Annotated in this window: 17 protein-coding genes; 3 read left to right on the top strand and 14 right to left on the bottom strand. The window is 72.4% G+C overall.

Going from position 1 to position 18634, the window contains the following annotated elements:
• Positions 1–86 precede the first annotated feature (86 nt).
• Together C8N24_RS19865 and C8N24_RS19870 are read right to left on the bottom strand one after the other, a co-directional pair.
• Positions 87–1130: a trans-sulfuration enzyme family protein gene (locus tag C8N24_RS19865; protein WP_121253390.1), complete on the bottom strand. Its 1044-nt coding sequence runs from the start codon at positions 1128–1130 to the stop codon at positions 87–89.
• An 8-nt stretch (positions 1131–1138) separates the two neighbouring features.
• Positions 1139–1756, bottom strand: a complete 618-nt coding sequence (locus tag C8N24_RS19870) for a class I SAM-dependent methyltransferase (RefSeq protein WP_121253392.1) — start codon at positions 1754–1756, stop codon at positions 1139–1141.
• A gap of 86 nt (positions 1757–1842) precedes the next feature.
• Between C8N24_RS19870 and C8N24_RS19875 the strand changes: the two genes are divergently transcribed.
• Positions 1843–2412: a dihydrofolate reductase family protein gene (locus C8N24_RS19875; RefSeq protein ID WP_121253394.1), complete on the top strand. Its 570-nt coding sequence runs from the start codon at positions 1843–1845 to the stop codon at positions 2410–2412.
• A 61-nt stretch (positions 2413–2473) separates the two neighbouring features.
• Entirely contained in the window at positions 2474–3643 is a 1170-nt protein-coding gene (locus C8N24_RS19880; protein WP_121253396.1) for a murein hydrolase activator EnvC family protein, read from the top strand.
• Here the strand turns inward: C8N24_RS19880 and rarD are convergent.
• Complete coding sequence (gene rarD, locus C8N24_RS19885; protein WP_121257836.1) at positions 3640–4542, bottom strand: EamA family transporter RarD; 903 nt, start codon at positions 4540–4542, stop codon at positions 3640–3642. The genes C8N24_RS19880 and rarD overlap by 4 nt on opposite strands.
• A 69-nt stretch (positions 4543–4611) precedes the next feature.
• On the opposite strand from rarD, the gene C8N24_RS19890 reads away from it, so the two are divergent.
• Entirely contained in the window at positions 4612–6213 is a 1602-nt protein-coding gene (locus C8N24_RS19890; RefSeq protein WP_121257837.1) for a peptide chain release factor 3, read from the top strand.
• Between the two features lies 1 nt (position 6214).
• On the opposite strand, the gene C8N24_RS19895 is transcribed toward C8N24_RS19890, so the two are convergent.
• The 11 genes from C8N24_RS19895 to C8N24_RS19945 are packed head-to-tail and all read right to left on the bottom strand — an operon-like array spanning position 6215 to position 18573.
• A complete protein-coding gene (locus C8N24_RS19895) occupies positions 6215–8626 on the bottom strand; it encodes a hypothetical protein (protein WP_121253398.1) in 2412 nt (803 codons plus the stop codon).
• The gene (locus C8N24_RS19900; RefSeq protein ID WP_121253400.1) at positions 8623–9162 is read right to left on the bottom strand and encodes an RNA polymerase sigma factor; all 540 of its coding nucleotides are present in this window, start codon (positions 9160–9162) and stop codon (positions 8623–8625) included. Before C8N24_RS19900 ends, C8N24_RS19895 begins: the two co-directional genes overlap by 4 nt.
• A 57-nt stretch (positions 9163–9219) precedes the next feature.
• Positions 9220–11088 carry a 3D-(3,5/4)-trihydroxycyclohexane-1,2-dione acylhydrolase (decyclizing) gene (gene iolD / locus C8N24_RS19905; protein WP_121253402.1) on the bottom strand — a complete coding sequence of 623 codons (1869 nt, stop codon included), beginning with the start codon at positions 11086–11088 and terminating at the stop codon, positions 9220–9222.
• A complete protein-coding gene (iolB, locus tag C8N24_RS19910; protein ID WP_245971935.1) occupies positions 11085–11819 on the bottom strand; it encodes a 5-deoxy-glucuronate isomerase in 735 nt (244 codons plus the stop codon). The genes iolD and iolB overlap by 4 nt, the downstream gene beginning before the upstream one ends.
• Positions 11812–12705, bottom strand: a complete 894-nt coding sequence (gene iolC / locus C8N24_RS19915; protein WP_121253406.1) for a 5-dehydro-2-deoxygluconokinase — start codon at positions 12703–12705, stop codon at positions 11812–11814. The genes iolB and iolC overlap by 8 nt, the downstream gene beginning before the upstream one ends.
• Entirely contained in the window at positions 12702–13715 is a 1014-nt protein-coding gene (iolG, locus tag C8N24_RS19920) for an inositol 2-dehydrogenase (protein WP_121253409.1), read from the bottom strand. Before iolG ends, iolC begins: the two co-directional genes overlap by 4 nt.
• Positions 13712–14851, bottom strand: a complete 1140-nt coding sequence (locus C8N24_RS19925; RefSeq protein ID WP_211340063.1) for a Gfo/Idh/MocA family protein — start codon at positions 14849–14851, stop codon at positions 13712–13714. The genes iolG and C8N24_RS19925 overlap by 4 nt, the downstream gene beginning before the upstream one ends.
• Complete coding sequence (locus C8N24_RS19930; protein ID WP_121253411.1) at positions 14848–15624, bottom strand: ATP-binding cassette domain-containing protein; 777 nt, start codon at positions 15622–15624, stop codon at positions 14848–14850. The genes C8N24_RS19925 and C8N24_RS19930 overlap by 4 nt, the downstream gene beginning before the upstream one ends.
• Entirely contained in the window at positions 15621–16682 is a 1062-nt protein-coding gene (locus C8N24_RS19935; RefSeq protein WP_121253413.1) for an ABC transporter permease, read from the bottom strand. The genes C8N24_RS19930 and C8N24_RS19935 overlap by 4 nt, the downstream gene beginning before the upstream one ends.
• Complete coding sequence (locus tag C8N24_RS19940; protein WP_121253415.1) at positions 16679–17668, bottom strand: sugar ABC transporter substrate-binding protein; 990 nt, start codon at positions 17666–17668, stop codon at positions 16679–16681. The genes C8N24_RS19935 and C8N24_RS19940 overlap by 4 nt, the downstream gene beginning before the upstream one ends.
• Positions 17665–18573, bottom strand: a complete 909-nt coding sequence (locus C8N24_RS19945; RefSeq protein ID WP_147447897.1) for a TIM barrel protein — start codon at positions 18571–18573, stop codon at positions 17665–17667. The genes C8N24_RS19940 and C8N24_RS19945 overlap by 4 nt, the downstream gene beginning before the upstream one ends.
• Positions 18574–18634 lie beyond the last annotated feature (61 nt).

The raw sequence follows: 18634 nt of genomic DNA on the forward strand, positions 1-18634 counted from the left end.
TCGGTCGAGATCGTCGGGGCGACGCGGCGCGCGTTCACGGAGGCCTACGGCCAGCCGGAAGACGCGCCGCTGACGCTGAAGGACAGCTAGGCCGCGAACGCCTGCTCGAGGTCGGCCCAGAGGTCCTCGACGTCCTCGCAGCCGACGCTCATGCGGATCAGGCCGTCCGGGATGTGCTCCTGCCCGGGGTGCACGCTGCGCCGCTCCATCGTCGACTCGACGCCGCCGAGGCTGGTCGCGTTCCAGATGACCTTGATCGCCGCGCACGCGCGGTCGACGGTCTCCGCGTCGGCGAGCTCGAAGCTCACGACCGCGCCGAACCCCGGGTAGCGGACCCGCTGCACCGCCGGGTGCGCCTCGAGCCGCGCCGCCAGCTCGACCGCGTTGGCGATGCCGGTCTTGAGCCGCACCGGCAGCGTGCGCACGCCGCGCGTGGCCAGGAACGCCTCCAGGGTGCCGGGCGTCGCGCCGTACAGCTTGCGCGCGGTGATCAGCAGCTCGCGCTGCGCCTCGTCCTTGGCGACCGCCGCGCCCATCAGCAGGTCCGCGTGCCCGCCGAGGAACTTCGTCGCCGAGTGCACGACCACGTCGGCGCCCAGCGCGAGCGGCTGCTGAAGGAGCGGCGTCGCGAACGTGTTGTCGACGATCACGCGCGTCCCGTCCTTGCGCGGCGCGGCACACACCGCGGCCACGTCGGACACGTCCAGCAGCGGGTTGGTGGGCGACTCGAGCCACACCACGTCCGCCTCGAGCAGCTTCGCGATCCACGTGTCCGTGTCCGGGGCGGGAACGCGCTCCACGCGCCAGCCGTGGTCGCGCGCGCCGGCCTCGGCGATGCCCGCCACGCCCTGGTAGCAGTCGTCGGGGATCACGAGGTGCGCGCCCGTCGGCAGCTGGCCGAGCACCGCGCTGCAGGCGGCCATACCGGAGGAGAACGACACGGCGTGCCCGCCCTCGAGACCGCCGAGCACGGCCTCGAACGCCTCCCACGTGTCAGTCGCCTCCGTCCGGCTGTAGAGCCGCTCGGTGCCGAGCACGAAGTTCGACGCGGGCACGAGCGGGGTGTTCAACGGCGCGCCGGGCACGCGGTCGGGGCGGCCACCGACGATGGCCCAGGTCTCTGGCTTCATGCCGCCTACTAAAGCGGGACGCGCCGGACCGTGGCCAGCCACGCGTGCGCGCCGTCGGCGTGGAAGCGCGTCTCGATCCGCTCGGGCACGATCGAGACGACGTCCCAACCGCTCGCGAAGGCCGCGTGCAGCTCCGCCTCGCCGACCGGGTGCGGCTCGTCGTTGAGGCACAGGACGAACACCTCGCCGCCGGCGCGGGTGACCGCGCCGAGGCCCTGCACGTAGGCGCGGCGCTCGTCGCCGTCGAACGTGTGGAACAGCCCGCAATCCAGCACCGTCGTGAACGTCAGCTTCAATCGGGGCAGATGCAGCGCGTCACCGACCTCGAACCGCGCGTCGCTCCCGCGGGCCGCGGCCTTCTCGCGCGCGAGCGCGACGGCGGTCTCGGCGACGTCCACGCCGAGCACGGGCAGCCCGAGCGCGGCGACGTGCAGCGCGTTCTCGCCCGTCCCGCAGCCGGCGTCCAGCACCGGGCCGGAGAAGCGCTCGGCCACCCGGACGATCGCGGGTTGCGGCCGGCCGACGTCCCACGGCGCCGGACCGTCCCGGTAGGACGCGTCCCAGGGCGCGCCCGCCCGCCGCTCGTGGCTGGTCGGCGCCCGCCCACCGTACGGGTCGGTCGGCATCGAACGAGATCGTCGCACGGATGTGTCGAAATCGGCTCCGCCCGTTCGTCGCTCAAGTGAAAGCGATCCTCTGAAGGAGACTGCAGATGGCCACCGTGCTCGACATGTCGATGTCCCTGGACGGCTTCGTCGCCGGCCCGAACGAGCGTCCCGACAACGGGCTGGGGGACGGCGGTGAGCGCCTGCACGAGTGGATCTTCCCGGCGCCCGACCACAAGGCGGCCGCGCTGTCGGGCGTCAACCGCGAGGTGTTCGACGAGCTGATGGCGACCGGCGCCGTCGTCGCGGGGCGGGGCACGGTCGAGCCGGCGGACTACTGGAACGGCGACCACCACGACGGCGTGCCGATCTTCATCCTCAGCCGCACGCGCACCGAGAGCCGCTGGCCGCTCGTCCGCTTCATGGACGACGTGCGCGCGGCGATGACCGAGGCCACGGGCGCCGCGGGCGAGAAGGACGTGCTCGTGCACGGGGTGACGGTCGCGCGGCTGGCGCTGGCCGCCGGCGTGCTCGACGAGCTTCAGGTCCACGTCGTGCCGGTCCTCCTCGGGCGCGGCCGGAGGCTGTTCGAGGAGCAGCACGCGGAGCTGGAGCGCGTGCGCGTGCTTGCGGGCGAGGACGGCATCGTGCATGTGCGCTACCGCATAAGGCGCTGATTTGCAGGGTTGCTTGCGCCTCGCCTAAATCGGCCCGACCGCGCATAGGATGGCCCGCCGGATGTCTCACGGTCGCCTCATCCTCGCCCTCGTCGCGGTCCCGTTCGTCGTGTGGTTGTTCCTGCCGGTCGCCTCGAACGGCCAGCAGCTGCAGCGCAAGATCGAGCAGAAGCGCGGGGAGATCGAAGCCAAGAAGCGGCGCGAGCGCTCGCTGACGAGCACGATCGAGGGCTACTCGCGCCGGATCAACACGCTGCAGGGCGACATCTCGACGCTGCAAGGCCGCCAGACCAAGATCGAGGCCGACCTCGCCAACAAGCGCGCGGAGCTCTCCCGCCTGCAGGAGGAGCTGCGCAAGGAGCGCGCCCGCCTGACGCGGTTGCGCGCCCGGCTGGCCGAGTCCCGCGCCGCGCTCAAGGACCGGCTCGTCTACCTCTACAAGGCGGATGAGCCCGACCTGGTGACCGTCATCCTCGAGTCCGAGGGCTTCGCCGACCTGATCACGCGCACCGAGTTCATGCAGCGCGTCTCCCAGCAGGACGCTCGCATCCTCGACCGCGTCGTCAAGGCCAAGGCCGAGGCGACCGCGACCGAGAAGCGCCTGGATCGCTTCGAGGCGCGTCAGCGCAAGGTCACGAAGATCGTGTCGCAGCGCCGTCTGGAGGTCCTGGCGATCAAGAACCGGCTCGTCGACCGGCGCGAGCAGTTCGAGGCGACCCGCAGCGACAAGCGCCAGGCGCTCGTGTCCACGCGCACGTCGCGCAAGAAGCTCGAGAGCCACCTCGTCTCGCTGCAGAAGGAGGAGCAGCGGATCCAGGCGCGGCTCGCCGGCTTCTCCTCGGCGCCCGGCCCGATCCGCCGCGGCAACGGCTCGATGATCTGGCCCGTCGGCGGCACGTTCACGTCCCCGTTCGGCCAGCGCTGGGGCCGCCTGCACGCGGGCATCGACATCGCTGCGCCCGTCGGCACGCCGATCCGCGCCGCCGAGTCGGGCAAGGTCGTGCTCGCCAGCTGGACCGGCGGCTACGGCAACTACACCTGCATCCAGCACGGCGGCGCGCTGTCCACGTGCTATGCGCACCAGGTCCGCTACGGCACCTCGGTCGGCGCGAACGTGAGCAAGGGCGACGTGATCGGCTACGTCGGCAACACCGGCAACTCCACCGGCGCGCACCTGCACTTCGAGACCCGTGTCGGCGGCAACCCCGTCGACCCGATGGGCTACCTCTAGGACTTCGTCGCGAGCGCGGCCGGCACCGCGACCCGGCGGCGCGCGTTCAGGCTGTCCACGGTGAACACGATCACCGCGAGCCAGACGAGGCCGAAGCCGATCCAGCGCGGGGTCGGCATCTCCTCGCCGCGGACGCCGACGCCGATGCCGAACTGCATGATCGGCGCGAGGTACTGCAGCAGGCCGATCGTCGTCAGCGGGATGCGCACCGCGGCGGTGCCGAACAGCATCAGCGGCACGGCGGTCGCGATGCCGCCACCCACCATCAGCAGCGCGTGCCCGGCACCCTCGTGGCCGAACGTGCCCTCGCCGGTGCCGGTGAACCAGATGATGCACAGCAGCGCGGGGACGAGCAGGAACGCGGTCTCGACCGCGACCGACTGGGTGCCGCCGATGCCGACCTGCTTCTTGACGAGCCCGTAGAACCCGAACGAGAACGCGAGCGTGAGGGCGATGAACGGCGGACGGCCGTAGGCGAGCGTGAGGACGACGACCGCGACCGCCGCGATCGCCACCGCGGCCCACTGCGCGCGGCGCAGGCGCTCGCCGATCACCAGCACGGCCAGCGCGACCGTGACGAGCGGGTTGATGAAGTAGCCGAGTGACGTCTCGACCACGTGGCCGGAGTTCACGCCGTAGATGAACACGCCCCAGTTGACGGTGATCAGCGCGGCGGCGAGGGCGAGCAGCCCGCGCTGCTTGCCGGTCAGGTCACGCGCCCAGCGGAAGCCGTCCGTGAACGCCAGGACGGCGACGAGCAGCACGACCGACCACAGGATCCGGTGCGCGAGGATCTCGACCGCGCCGGCCGGTTCGAGCAGCGGCCAGTAGAGCGGGAACAGCCCCCACAGCAGGTACGCCGCGAGACCCGCGAGGAAACCGGAACGTTGACGACTCAGCGGAGGACTCGGGTGCGGCGGAGAGACACTGGCCGGTCCAGCGTATCGGCGCTCGTACTCTGGACCTTCATGAGCGCGGCAGATCCAACCCTGGTGCAGGAGGCGGCACGCCGCCGCACGTTCGCGATCATCTCGCACCCGGACGCGGGCAAGACGACGCTCACCGAGAAGCTGCTGCTGTACGCGGGCGCGGTGGGGGAGGCCGGCTCGGTCACCGCCCGGCGCGGGCGCAAGGCCGCCACCTCGGACTGGATGGAGGTCGAGCAGCGGCGCGGCATCTCGGTCACCTCGACCGTGCTGCGCTTCGAGTACGACAACGTCGTCTTCAACCTGCTCGACACCCCGGGCCACAAGGACTTCTCCGAGGACACGCTGCGCGTGCTGGCGGCCGTCGACAGCGCCGTGATCCTGATCGACGCGGCCCGCGGCGTCGAGCCCCAGACCGAGCAGCTGTTCCAGGTCGCGCGCGCCCGCGGCATCCCACTGATGGCGTTCGTCAACAAGTACGACCGCCCCGGCATGGAGCCGCTGGAGATCGTCGACCACCTGACCGAGCAGCTCGAGCTGCCGCTCGTGCCGCTCACGTGGCCGGTCGGCATCCCGGGCGCGTTCCGCGGCGTGATCGACCGGCGCGACGCGTCCTTCCACCGCTTCACGCGCGTGACCGGCGGCAGCGCCGTCGCGCACGAGGAGGTCGTCGCCGCCGGGGACGAGATCGACGAGGAGGACGCGCCCGCGTGGGCCGTCGCCGAGGAGGAGCTCGAGCTCATCGACGTCGACGGCGCGGAGTTCGACGAGGAGGCGTTCCTCAGCGGCGAGCAGATCCCGCTGCTGTTCGGCTCCGCCGCCTGGAACTTCGGCATCGGCCAGCTGCTGGACACGCTCCGCGACATCGCGCCGTCGGCCCGTCCGCGCGTCACCGACGACGGCACGCCGCGCCCCGTCGACCAGCCGTTCGCGGCGCTCGCCTTCAAGGTCCAGGCCAACATGGACCCGCGCCACCGCGACCGCGTCGCGTTCGTGCGCGTCTGCTCGGGCCGCTTCGAGCGCGGGATGCGCGTGACCAACGCACGCACCGGCCGGACGCTCGCGCTGAGCTTCGCGCACGAGGTGTTCGGCCAGGACCGGGTCGTGCTCGACGAGGCCTACCCGGGTGACGTGCTCGGCGTGATCATCGGCGGCGACGTGCGCGTGGGCGACACGCTCTACATCGGCTCGGAGGTGCGCTTCCCGCCGATCCCGACGCTCACCCCGGAGTCGTTCGTGACCGTCTCCAACCGCGACGTCAACCGCCACAAGCAGTTCCGCCGCGGCCTCGAGCAGCTCGACCAGGAGGGCGTCGTCCACGTCCTCCGGCGCGAGCACTCCCAGGACCCGGTGCCGGTGCTCGCGGGCGTCGGCCCGATGCAGTTCGAGGTCGCCGTCGAGCGGCTCAAGACCGAGTTCGGCGCCGACGTGCGCACGGAGATGCTGCCGTGGCAGGCCGCGCGGCGCACCGACGCGGAGGGCGCGGCGAAGGTCCTGGCCGACCCGGGCCACACCGACGTCTTCGTCCGCGCGGACGGCACGCAGCTCGCCGTCTTCCCGAACCGCTTCATCATGGACCGCTTCGCCCAGCGCAACCCGACGGTCCGGCTCGAGCGCCTGATCGGCGCGGACGAGCCGGACTGAGCTAGCGGTACGTCGCCGGCTGGCGCTCGGTGACCGTGCTGCCGTCGGCGCGGCGGCCCGTGACGACGATCTCGCCGGTGTAGAAGGCGCCGTCGTAGACGGCCATGAACAGGCCGGCGACGGGCTTGACGGTGCGCACGTCGCGTGGAGTGCGGATGGTGACCGCGGTGACGTCGGGCGGGGCGCTGCCGGTCACGATCGTGCGGCCGGGCTGCGTGCGGCGGGCGATCTGCGGCGCGAGCGGGGCGTCGGCGGCGTCCGTGCGTGGCGGCTCGTTGCCCGGGCCGGCGACGCTGAGTGTCAGACGCGGTCGCCTCGGCAGCCGCCGGCTTCCACCGCCCGGCGGCGCGGACGTGAATGAGGACGGGCCGAACATGATCATCCCGTCGGTCGCGCTGATGGAGGCCAGGCGGTCGGCGATGACGCGGCCGGTGAACGTGCAGTGGCTCCTGTCGACGGTCGATTCCCCGTAGGTCCAGGACGGCCCGCCGTCGGGGTCCGCGACCCGCACGTTGCGGCCCGGCTGCAGCCGGCACGACTCCGCGAGGGCGAACGTGCGCGTGGTGCGCACCTTGCCGTCGGAGCGGGTCTGGCGCACCCGGACGGAGTCCGGCGCCTGGTCACCGGGCAGCACGAGCAGGAACGTCCCGTCGGGCCCGAGCTCGAGCGGACGTGGCGCGCCCGCGCCGAGCAGCTCGGCACTGCGGACGCCCTTGCCGAGCAGGCCGGCGACGACCGCCCGTACGGGCTTCGGGTCGGCCGAGGACGGGTCGTCGACCTCGACGCGGACGGACGCGCCGGCGGCGTGCTTCTCCAGCCAGTCGGGCGCGTTGCAGTACATCTCGCCCTGGAAGCTCAGCGCGCGGTCTCTGCCGTCGAGCCCGGGCAGGACGAGCCCGCCGCCCGGCGCGGGGTGGCCGACCTGGAAGCAGCGCAGAGCGCGCTCACCGGCGGACACCTTCGCGTTGACGCGCGCGTTCCAGCTCCGCAAGGCCCATGGCGCGCCGCCGGCGGGGTCCGGGGCCTGGCGTGCGATGCGGACGCTGCTGCGGTCGGCCACGAACGGGTCGGGGATGCCGAAGCGCTTGACGATCGAGTCCACCGAGCGCCACGCGGGTGGCGTGGCCGGAGCGGGGGCGAGGGTGTTGCCGCGCCGGCCGGTGACGCCCGCCATCGGCGTCAGCGGCTGCCCGTCCACGGTCAGCCGCACCTCGCGCGGGTCCACGCGGCCGTCGAGGACGACCACGAACGCCTGCGTGCGCGGGTCGACCGCGATCCGGCGCGGCGGGCCTGGCGCGAGCAGCCGCACGTCGGCGTCGGCGTTCGGCGTCGCGCCCCACGCGACGGTACGAGAGGCGTTGAACCCCCACCACGACGTCTCGCCGTGCGTCTGGTTGCGCGGGACGAAGCGGCGCACGTCGAGGAACGCACGGTCCTCGGCGCCGCAGCGCAGCGGCACGGACGGCGCCGCGACGTTCACGAGCCCGGCGCCTGAGGGCAACGGGGTCGGCGAGTCGGGCCCGCGTTGGCGCTGGGCCTGCACGCAGCGCAGGCCAGGGAGCGCGCGGCGCGTCTCACGCGTCACCGTCCACGGCGCGCCGCCGCTCGGGTCCGGCGCGAGGTACTCGCCGGTGTCGGCGAAGCGCAGCGTCGTCGCCCTGCCGTTCGCCTCGGTGAGCACGACGCGCGGGCGCAGCTGCTCGGGCTGGCCACGGAAGATCGCCAGGAACGCGTGATCGGGTCCGAGCTCCAGCGGTTGCGTGCGTCCGCCGGCGACCACGACCGCGCGGCGGACGCTCGGCGCCGCCACGCCGTTGACGACCGTGATCGCGCTCAGCCGGCCGCCGCCGCGGAACGCCCGCGCGCCGGCGAGCGTCGCGCCGCTGCGCTGCGGCGTGCTGCACGTGTCGGCCGCGCCGGCGGGCAGCGCGCGGAAGCGGCGGTCCAGCCCGACGAGCCCGAGCTCGCCGTCGAGCACCTGCCCGACCGTGGCGCACGTCGCGCCCGTGGTGCTGCGCGAGGTCCGGACGTCCCACGGCGGCCCGTCGTCCGGGTCGGGCACGTCGAGGCCGTTGAGCCGCGCGGTGCCGGGCACCGGGGCCAGCTCCGCCGGCACCTGGCCGGGCGGCGCCGGCGGGATCGGGTCGCCGCGCCCGATCACGAGCCCCGCCGCGACCGCGCCGGCGGCCAGCAGCAGCGCCGCGCCGAACGCCAGCAGGACCGCGCGCGGCGCCCGCGTGAGCCACCCGCCGCGAGCCGGGCCCGCGGCACCGTCGCCGCGCGTGCGCCGGCCGCTGCGAGCCGGGCGGTCACCGCGCGTCTGCCGGGCACGGGTCGCCGCCTCCTCGGCCCGTGCCGCACGGACGAGCTCGGCGCCCAGGTCGTCGAGGATGCGAGGCCGTGGCGGGGTCATCGCAGGTCCTCCATCGCCAGGCGCGGCTCGAGGGCCTGGGCCAGCGCTCGGAGGCCGCGCGAGACCCGTGCGCGGGCCGTCTGCTCGGAGACGCCGAGCGCGTCGGCGACCTCCGGGTACGGGCGCTCCTCGACGACCCGCAGGCGCAGCGCCTCGCGCTGGTCGTGGGAGAGCCGCTCGAGCTCGTGGCCGAGCACGGCGCGCAGGGTGTCCAGGCCGGCGAGCTCCTCGATCTCGCGCAGGTCGTCCTCGCCGGCGGGCGGGAGCGTGGCGCCGAGCGCTTCGAGGGCGCGACGCTCGACGGCGCCGCGACGGTGGTAGCGGCCGATCTGGCGGCGCGCGATCGTGAACAGCCACGCGCGCTCCTCGGCCTCGCTCGTGCCGCGGAAGGCGCGGCGGCCGCGGAAGGCCTGCGCGAACGTCTCGGCCGTCAGGTCGAGAGCGAGCTCGGCGTCCAGCGTCCGCCGGGCGATGAACACCAGCACGGCCTGGACCTCCCGGTTGTAGAGCGCGGCGAACGCGTCGGCGTCCTTCATCGCCCTTAGGTGCCACGACCCGCGGTTCTGTGACGGGCCTACGGGAAGTCGGCCACCTCAGGGCGACGTCACGTTCGTGCTCGACTGGCCGGCCCGCGGGATCGACGGCGCGTCGGAGCCCTTGAGATACGTGCGCTGGGTCGCCTTGTCGCGCTCGTAGACGGCGCGCGCGTCGCGGGTCGACTGGAGCGCCGCGACCTCGCTCACCGGCACGTCCCACCAGGCCTCCGAGGACGGGGCCGGGACCATCGGGTCGGTGTGGATCTGGACGACGGTGGTGACGTCGCTCGCGGCCGCCTCGCGTAGCGCGGCCTCGAACTCGTCGATCGTGTGCGTGTCGATGGCGCGAGCGCCCAGCGACGCCGCGTTGGCCGCCAGGTCGACCGGCAACCGCTCGTCGGTGCCGCGGTAGCGGTAGGCGGTGCCGAACCGCTGCGAGCCGACGGACTCCGACAGCGCGCCGATCGACTGGTAGCCGTGGTTCTGGACGAGGACGATCGTGAGCTTGATGCCGTCGGCGACCGCGGTGACGATCTCCTGGGCCATCATCAGGTAGGAGCCGTCGCCGACCAGCACGAACACCTCGCGGTCGGGCGCGGCGAGCTTGACGCCGAGGCCGCCGGCGATCTCGTAGCCCATGGTCGAGTAGCCGTACTCGACGTGGTAGCCCTTCGGGTCGCGGGTGCGCCAGAGCTTGTGGAGGTCGCCGGGCATCGAGCCGGCGGCGCACACGACGACGTCGCGCGGGCCGCTGACGCGGTTGACGACGCCGATCACCTCCGCCTGCGAGGGTGGGTCGTGGCGCTCGGAGTAGGCGCGCTCGACGGTCGTGTCCCAGTCGTTGGCGGGCGTGTCGAACGAGACGTCGAGCGCGTCGCGCAGCGCTTCGAGGCCGAGTCGCGCGTCGGCGACGAGCGGCAGGCCCGCGTGCTTGAACGCGTCGACGGTGGCGACGTTGAGGTTGATGAAGGTGGCGTCGGCCGCGAACAGCGAGCGCGAGGCGGTCGTGAAGTCCGTCCAGCGCGTGCCGACGCCGAGGACGACGTCGGCCTCGCGGGCCGCCGCGTTGGCGGCGGTGGTGCCGGTCGCGCCGATCGCGCCGAGCGCCTGCGGGTGGTCGTAGGGGAGGGACCCCTTCCCGGCCTGCGTCTCGCCGACGCCGATCCCGGTGGCCTCGACGAGCGCGCGCAGCGCGTCGGTGGCCTCGGCGTAGATCGTGCCGCCCCCGCTGACGATCAGCGGGTTCGACGCGCCGCGCAACAGGGCGACGGCGCGTTCGAGCACGGACGGCTCGGGGACCGGGCGCCGCACGTGCCAGACGCGCTTCTCGAACAGCTCGTCCGGGAAGTCGAAGGCCTCCGCCTGCACGTCCTGCGGCAGCGCGAGCGTCACCGCGCCCGTCTCCGCGGGGTCGGTGAGGACGCGCATCGCCGCCATCAGCGCGGCCGGCAGCTGCTCGGGCCGCTCGATCCGCGTCCAGAACCTGGATACGGGCCGCAGCGTGTCGTTGACGGTCGCCGTGTAGGTCGTCGGGTCCTCGAGCTCCTGCAGCAGGGTGCCGGACGCGCGGGTGGCGAACACGTCCCCGGGCAGCAGCAGGACGGGCAGCCGGTTGATCGTCGCGAGCGCCGCGCCGGTGACCATGTTGGTCGCGCCCGGCCCGATGCTGCTGGTGCAGGCCAGCGTCGAGAGGCGGTTCTTCTGGCGCGCGTAGCCGACCGCGGTGTGCACCATCGCCTGCTCGTTGCGGGAGTGGTAGAAGGGCAGCGCGTCCTGGTCCTCGAGCAGCGCCTGGCCGACGCCGGCGACGTTGCCGTGGCCGAAGATGCCGAAGCAGGCGGGGATGAGCCGCTGCTCGATGCCGTCGCGCTCGCTGTGCTGGACGCGCAGGAACCGGACCAGCGCCTGCGCCACCGTGAGCTTCATGCGGTCCTCCTCGGAGCCGAGGTCATCGGCAGTCGCGGGTCCATCTCCTGGTCGGCCCACGAGTCCCTGATCCACGCGTGGTCGGGGTCGTCGACGAAGTTCCACTCGCGCACGGAGCCGGCCATGACGTTGAGGTAGTAGAGGTCGTAGCCGGGCGCGGCCATCGACGGGCCGTGGTAGCCCTGCGGGAGGTCGATCCGGTCGCCGCTGCGGACCTCCGCGAGCAGCTCCATGCCGTCGTAGACGCGCTGGTAGGCGAAGCCGCCCCCGGTGATCTCGAAGTAGTAGATCTCCTCGAGGTCGTCGTGGCGGTGCGGGGGATACGAGCTCCAGTTGCCGTTGGGCGTGAGCACCTCGACCGCGATCAGCTTGTCGCACTCGAACGCCTCGACCGACGCGAAGTTGTTGACCTGGCGCGACGCGTTCCCCGCGCCACGGAGCTCGACGGGCACGTCCTCGGCGGGGCCGTAGCGCGCCGGGAACCGCCGCGTGGCCGCCGCGGAAGGGAGCGCGAACCGCCCCGATCCCTCGATCTCCACGTGCGAGCCGATCGGTGCGTACGCGAAGTCCGTGACCGCGCTGAACACGCTTTCACGACCCTGCAGCTCGAACACCTCGCCGTCGATGGTCACGCGGCAGGAGCCGGCGAGCGGCAGCACGATCACCTCGTCGCCGCCCGTGTCGAAGACGTCGTGGTCCTTCACGATCCGCAGGCGCGTGACCTCAAGCATCGATCTTCGCTTCCACTTCCTCGGCGGTTGGCATGGCATCGGCGCACGCGAGTCGTCCGGCGACGATCGCGCCCGCGGCGTTCGCGAAGCGGATCATCCGCTCCAGGTCCCAGTCCGACAACAGGCCGTGGCAGAGCGCGCCGCCGAACGCGTCGCCCGCGCCCAGCCCGTTGACGACGTCGACCGGCGCGGGCGGCACGTCGACGGACTCGCCGCCGCGCAGGGCGAACGTGCCGCGCGGGCCGCGCTTGCGGACCATCAGGTCGACGTGGACGTCGTCGCCCGCGGTCTCCCACTCGTCCTCGTTGCCGACCGCGACGTCCGCGAACCGCAGCGCCTCGCGCACCCACCGGCGGCCCTCCTCGCGGGAGTCCCAGAACATCGGGCGCCAGTCGAGGTCGAGGACTGTGATGCCGTCCGCGGCCTGCAGCGCGGCGAGCGTGGCGCTGCGTGACGGCTCCTGCGACAGGCCGGTGACGGTCGCCCAGAACACGCGCGCGTCGCGGATGGCGTCGAGGTCGAGCTCGTCCGCGTGGATCTCCAGGTCGGGGGCCTTGGGGTAGCGGTAGAAGTACAGCGGGAAGTCGTCCGGCGGGAAGATCTCGCAGAACGCGAGCGGGGTGGGCAGGCCGTCGACCGCGGTCACCCAGCGGTCGTCGACGCCGAAGCCCTGCAGCGCGTCGTGAAGGAACAGGCCGAACGGGTCGTCGCCCGTGCGCGTGATCGTCGCCACGCGGCGTCCGTACCGCGCCGCCGCGACGGCGACGTTGGTCGACGAGCCGCCGAGGAACTTGCCGAAGGACTCGACCTCCCGCAGCGAGACGCCGACCTGCTGCGGGTACACGTCGACGCTGATCCGGCCCATCGTGATCACGTCGAAGCTCACAGCCGCACCGGCCGCCCTTCGCGCAGCGACCGCCAGGCCGCGAGGCCGATCACCAGCGGCGCCCGCGCGTCGGCGGGACCCACCGCGGGCGGCGTGCGGGTCGCGACCGCGGCCACGAACGCCTCCCACTCGCCGAGGTAGCTCGGGACGTAGCGCTCGAGGAAGAAGTACGGCAGCGTCGCGGCGCGCACGCCGGTCGCGGTGCGCACGATCGTCGAGTGGGCGAGCGGGTTCTCCGACGCCGCCATCCCGGCCGAGCCGAACACCTCCACGCGCTGGTCGTAGCCGTAGACCGCCTTGCGCGAGTTGTCGATCGTCGTGAACGCGCCGCTCGCGTGCTCGAGCACGATCACCGCGGTGTCCACGTCACCCGCCTCGCCGAACCCGGGGTCCACGCGGACCGAGCCGCGCGCGTACACCTCGACCACCTCGCTCCGGGCGACGAAGCGCGCCATGTCGAAGTCGTGGATGGTCATGTCGAGGAAGATCCCGCCGGACGCGCGCACGTAGTCGAGCGGCGGCGGCGCGGGGTCGCGGGAGGTGATCCGCACGATCTGCACCTCGCCGACCTCGCCGTCGGCCACGGCGCGCGCCACCGCCGCGTGCGCGGGGTCGAAGCGCCGGTTGAAGCCGATCTGGAACGGCACGCCCGCAGCCTCCACGGCCGCCAGCGCGCGGTCGACCTCGGCCAGGTCGAGCGACACGGGCTTCTCGCAGAAGATCGCCTTCCCGGCCTGTGCGGCGGCGACGATCAGGTCGGCGTGCGTGTCCGTCGAGGTGCAGATCGCGACGGCGTCCACGTCAGGGGCGCTGAGCAGCTCGTCGATCGAGGCGGCGGCGGGCACGCGCAGCCGCGCGCCGACGGCCTGCGCGGCGGGCGCGTAGGCGTCGACCACGCGGGTGACCTCCGCGCCCGGCACCTGGCGCGCGAGCAGGTCCGCGTGCATGGAGCCGATCCGGCCGACGCCGATCACGCCGATCCGCACGGTCTTCGTCGCCGTCGCGCTCATCTCACGTCCTCCCAGCGTCCGGACTCGGCGGAGCGCAGGAGCGCCTCCTGCACCCGCACCCATTGCAACGCCTCGCCGAAGCCGGGAACGAACGGTCGTTCCTCCGCCACGGCCCGGCAGAACTCGTAGTCCTCGATCACCACCAGGTCCTCGAAGCCGATCCCGTTCGCGCTGCCGGGGACGAAGTGCCCGTGGTAGGGGAAGCGGTCGCCCCCGAACACGGTCCGGTAGCCCGTGTGGAGCTCGTCCTCGACCAGGTAGACCTGCAGCTCGTTGAGCGTCTCGAGGTTCCACCCGAGCGCGCCCTTGGTGCCGTAGACCTCGAACGCCATCTGCGACTCGGGGCCGACGATCGACCGGCTCGCCTCGAACGTCCCGCGCACGCCGGACGCGAACTCGCACAGCATCCCGGCGTAGTCCTCGTTGGTGACGGCGCCCTTGGGGTCGTCGGGCGCACCGCGTCCGTAGTGCGTGCCGGCGGCGACCGGGAGCGGGCGCTCGGGGATGAAGGTCGCCGTCGTCCCGACCACCCGCGTGATCGGTCCCAGCAGGAAGTGCGCGAGGTCGACCGAGTGGCTCATCAGGTCGCTCGTGACGCCGTAGCCGCCCTCGTCGACGAGGAACCGCCACGACAGCACGCCGAGCGGGTCGGACCCGTACATCGAGAAGAAGCGGCCGCGGTAGTTGGTGATCTCCCCGAGCACGCCGTCCGCGATCAACCGCCGCGCGTACTGCACGAGCGGCGCCCAGCGGTAGTTGTACCCGACGCCGCTGATCACGTCCCGGGCCGCGGCCTCCGCACGCGCCGTCTGCTCCGGAGTCCCACCGACGGGCTTCTCGCAGAACACGGGCTTGCCCGCCGCGGCGGCCGCTTCCACCAGCTCGACGTGCAGCATGTTCGGCGCGGCCACCCACACCGCGTCCACGTCCGGCGCGTCGATCACGGCCCGCCAGTCGTCGGTCGCGCGCTCGAAGCCGAACGACCGCACGGCGTCCTCGCGCCGCTCGGGCAGCGGGTCGGCGCAGACCACGAGCCGCGTGTCGGCGCGCTCGGGGAAGAGCGTCGGGATCCGCAGCAGCGACCGGCTGTGCGCCTGCCCGAGCCAGCCGAACCCGATCACGCCGACCCCGATCACGCGCGCCGCAATTCGTGCTCCAGCGCGTCCAGCTCCGCGCCGCCCGACATCTGCTTGACCAGCTCGTCGCGGGTGATGTCGCCCTTCGCCCACGTGCCGGCGAGCCGCCCGCGGTTGAGGATCACGAACCGATCCCCGACCGGGTACGCGTGGTGCGGGTTGTGGGTGATGAAGATGACGCCCAGCCCGCGGTCGCGCGCCTGGGCGATGTAGCGGAGCACGACGCCCGACTGCTTGACGCCGAGCGCGCTCGTCGGCTCGTCCAGGATCAGCACCTTCGCCCCGAAGTAGACGGCGCGCGCGATCGCCACCGCCTGCCGCTCGCCGCCGCTCAGCGTGCCGACGGGCTGGTCTGGATCGCGCACGTCGATGCCCATCTTGCGCAGCTCCTCGCGCATCGTCGCCTGGGCGGCCTTCACGTCGATGCGGCGCAGCGGCCCGGCGCCCTTCGTCGGCTCCGAGCCGAGGAAGAAGTTGCGCCAGATCGACATCAGCGGCACCGTCGCGGGGTCCTGGAAGACGGTCGCGATGCCGCGCTCCTTCGCGTCGCGCGGGTTGGAGAAGTGCGTCGGAGCGCCGTCCACCAGCAGCTCGCCCTCGTCGTGGCGGTGCACGCCGGACAGGATCTTGATGAACGTCGACTTGCCCGCGCCGTTGTCGCCGAGCACGCACGCGACCTCGCCCGCGCCGACCCCGACGCTGATGTCCTTCAGGGCCACCACGTTGCCGAAGTACTTGGAGACCGCGCGGACCTCCAGCAGCGTCGCGCTCATCGCCGGGCTCCCTCCGCGCGCTTGCGGATGTAGTTGTTGACGAGGACGGCGACGAGCAGGATCACGCCGAGGAAGAGGAAGCGCCAGTCGGTGTTCCAGCCGCTGAACTGGATGCCGATGAACGCCATCCCGATGATCGTCGCGCCGAGCGCCGCGCCGATCGCGGAGCCGAAGCCGCCGGTGAGCACGCAGCCGCCGACGACCGCGGCGATGATGTACTGGAACTCCTCGCCGACGCCCTGGCCGGCCTGCGTGCTCGCGAGCCGCAGCGCGATCATGATCCCGGTGAGCGCGCACACGAAGCTCGTGGCCATGAACAGCCCGATCTTCACGCGCTCGACGGGCACGCCGACGTTGCGCGCGGCGTTGGCGTCACCGCCGACGCCGAAGATCCAGTTCCCCGTGCGGGTGCGCGTGAGCACCCACGTGGCGAGGAGCGTGATCGCGATCCACCACAGCACGGTGATGCGGAAGTCGTGCGAGCCGAACGAGCCGCCGAAGATCGAGTTCGCGGACGAGTAGCCCGCGGCGAGGTCGATCCCGCCGACCGTCACCTGGTCGGTGATCACCTTGGTCACGCCGAGGTTGGCACCCTGCAGGATGAAGAACGTCGCGAGCGTGACGATGAAGCTCGGCAGCTTGGTCTTCATGACCATGTAGCCGTTGGCGAACCCGATCGCGGTCGCGCCGATCAGCGTCAGCACGATCGCGAACCAGATGTTCATGCCGACCTCGGTGGCGAGCACGCCCATCGTCAAGCCCGCGGTGCCGGTCATCACGCCGGCCGACAGGTCGAACTCGCCGCCGATCATCAGCAGCGCGACCATCACCGCGGGGATGCCGATCGTGCTCGCCACATCGGTCCAGTTGGCGATGCCGTCGAGCTGCAGGAAGAGGCTGCTCTGCGTCCAGAAGAAGATCGCGACGACGACCGCGGCCAGCAGCGCGCCGATCTCCGGGCGGCGCAGGATGCGCGAGGCGAGGCTGATGTTCGCCAGCCGCTCGTCGCCGACCGGCACCGGCTTGGGTGGCGCCGCGGGCGCCGTCGCTCCGCTCATCGGGTGCCTTCGCCCGCCAGCTTCTCGACCGTGTCGACGTTGCTCTGGTCCACGAAGCCCGGACCCGTGAGCACCGGCTGGCCGCCGCCGACCGTGTTGGCGTTCGTCTTGAACAGCTTCAGGAAGACGATCGGCAGGTAGCCCTGCAGGTACTGCTGCTGGTCGACCGCGAACTGGATCGAGCCGTCCTTGATGCGCTTGGTGACGTCCGGGTTGAGGTCGAACGTGGCGAGCTTGGCCTCGCTGCTCGCGCCCTTGACGGCGGTCGCGGCGGCGTTGGCGATGTCCGGGTTGAGCGCGATGACCGCGTCGAAGGACTTGTCCGCCTGCAGCTTGGACTTGATCTCGGTCTGCGTGGTCGCGACGTCGGCGGTGCCCTTGACCTGGAGGTTCTGGACGTCGCCGCCGAAGCCCTGCTTGACGCCGTCGCAGCGCTGGTTGAGGCCGACGTTGCCCTGCTCGTGGATGATGCAGAGGACCTTCTTCGCGCCCTCGTCCTTGAAGCGCGCGCCGGCGGCCTGGCCGGCGATCGCCTCGTCCTGGCCGACGTGCGTGATCGCGCCGAGCGCCTTGAACTGGTCGGCGCCGGAGTTGAGCGTGATGATCGGGATGTTCGCGTCCTTGGCCTTCTGCAGCGCGGCCTTGATCGCGTCCGGGTTGGGCACGGACACCGCGAGGCCGTCGACCTTCTGCGAGATGGCGGCGTCGATCAGCTGCGCCTCCTTCTCGGGGTCGTTGTTGGACGGGCTCCAGACGAGCTTGACGCCCTCGTCCTTGGCGGCCTGCTCGGCGCCCTTCTTGACGACGGACCAGAACGAGCCCTCGTCGGAGTGCGTGACCATCGCGATCGTGAGGTCCGAGCCCTGGGTGAGCTGGACGTCTTCGCTGCTGTCGTCGGAGGCGTTGTCACCGGCGTTGTCGTCGGAGCTGCTCCCGCACGCGGCCACGACGAGGGCCAGGGCCGCCAGGGTTGCGAGTCGCTTCATCGATGGATCGCCTCCTCCGGAGCCAAGGTGGAAAGGAACTCGATGCTCTTGGCGACGTCGAGCGTGGGACCGCCGCCGGCCGGTGGCTCCGACCCGGTGATGGCGAGGTCCTGCTCGAGCACGAGCCAGCGGCTGTAGCCCGAGCGGCGGAGCGCGTCGACGACCTCGTCGATGTGCGCGTCTCCGCTTCCCAGCGGTTGGAACAGGCCGTGCTGGACGGCCTGCATCAGCGTGAGCTCTCCGTGGTTGAAGCGTCGGGCGACTTCCTTGTCGACGTCTTTGAAGTGGACGTGGCCGATGCGGCCTGAGTGGTCGGTCGCGAAGGCGACCGGGTCGACGCCGCCGATCAGCAGATGGCCGGTGTCGAAGCACCACGGGACGGTCGTGTGGGCCAGGGCGAGGTCGACGTCCTGAGCGGTCTCCAGCAGCGTGCCGGCGTGCGGGTGCAGGACGAGCTCGACGCCCTCGTGGCGCGCGATGGCGGCGAGCTCGTGCAGGTGGCTGCCGGCGTGCTTCCAGCCGTCCTCGCCGAGCGGGACGGGGGCGGACCAGGCCTGGTCCTGGACGGTCGCCGCGACGAACAGCTCGCCGCCCGCCTGGGCGAGCTGGGCGGCGGACCGCTTCGCGTACTCGAGGTCCTGCTGTGGCTCGTGGACGATGACGGGCACGAAGCCGCCGACGAGCTGCAGGCCGTGGCGGTCGAGGACGCGCCTGGCCTCCGCGCCGTCGTGGGGCAGCCAGCCGAGGGGGCCGAGCTCGGTGGCGGTGATGCCGAGGCTCGTCATCTCCGCGAACACGCGGTCCGGTGGCAGCTGCAGTCCCCAGCCGGGCACTTCGCACACGCCCCACGAGATGGGGCCTGCGGCCAGTCGCCCGGGCAGCCCCGAGTCGATCTGTCTCTCCACGCTTCAGCTCCTCCCTCGACGCCCGGTTAGAGCGCTCTAATTTCGGAGCGTAATCGTTGGA

It is taken from the genome of Solirubrobacter pauli, assembly GCF_003633755.1.
Lineage (GTDB): Bacteria > Actinomycetota > Thermoleophilia > Solirubrobacterales > Solirubrobacteraceae > Solirubrobacter > Solirubrobacter pauli.

Excerpts from the sequence above, each read along its gene's own strand:
- C8N24_RS19865 (WP_121253390.1), bottom strand. The coding sequence starts at position 1,130 with ATGAAGCCAGAGACCTGGGCCATCGTCGGTGGCCGCCCCGACCGCGTG.
- C8N24_RS19870 (WP_121253392.1), bottom strand. The coding sequence starts at position 1,756 with ATGCCGACCGACCCGTACGGTGGGCGGGCGCCGACCAGCCACGAGCGG.
- C8N24_RS19875 (WP_121253394.1), top strand. The coding sequence starts at position 1,843 with ATGGCCACCGTGCTCGACATGTCGATGTCCCTGGACGGCTTCGTCGCC.
- C8N24_RS19880 (WP_121253396.1), top strand. The coding sequence starts at position 2,474 with ATGTCTCACGGTCGCCTCATCCTCGCCCTCGTCGCGGTCCCGTTCGTC.
- C8N24_RS19890 (WP_121257837.1), top strand. The coding sequence starts at position 4,612 with ATGAGCGCGGCAGATCCAACCCTGGTGCAGGAGGCGGCACGCCGCCGC.
- C8N24_RS19895 (WP_121253398.1), bottom strand. The coding sequence starts at position 8,626 with ATGACCCCGCCACGGCCTCGCATCCTCGACGACCTGGGCGCCGAGCTC.
- C8N24_RS19900 (WP_121253400.1), bottom strand. The coding sequence starts at position 9,162 with ATGAAGGACGCCGACGCGTTCGCCGCGCTCTACAACCGGGAGGTCCAG.
- iolD (WP_121253402.1), bottom strand. The coding sequence starts at position 11,088 with ATGAAGCTCACGGTGGCGCAGGCGCTGGTCCGGTTCCTGCGCGTCCAG.
- iolB (WP_245971935.1), bottom strand. The coding sequence starts at position 11,819 with ATGCTTGAGGTCACGCGCCTGCGGATCGTGAAGGACCACGACGTCTTC.
- iolG (WP_121253409.1), bottom strand. The coding sequence starts at position 13,715 with ATGAGCGCGACGGCGACGAAGACCGTGCGGATCGGCGTGATCGGCGTC.
- C8N24_RS19930 (WP_121253411.1), bottom strand. The coding sequence starts at position 15,624 with ATGAGCGCGACGCTGCTGGAGGTCCGCGCGGTCTCCAAGTACTTCGGC.
- C8N24_RS19935 (WP_121253413.1), bottom strand. The coding sequence starts at position 16,682 with ATGAGCGGAGCGACGGCGCCCGCGGCGCCACCCAAGCCGGTGCCGGTC.
- C8N24_RS19940 (WP_121253415.1), bottom strand. The coding sequence starts at position 17,668 with ATGAAGCGACTCGCAACCCTGGCGGCCCTGGCCCTCGTCGTGGCCGCG.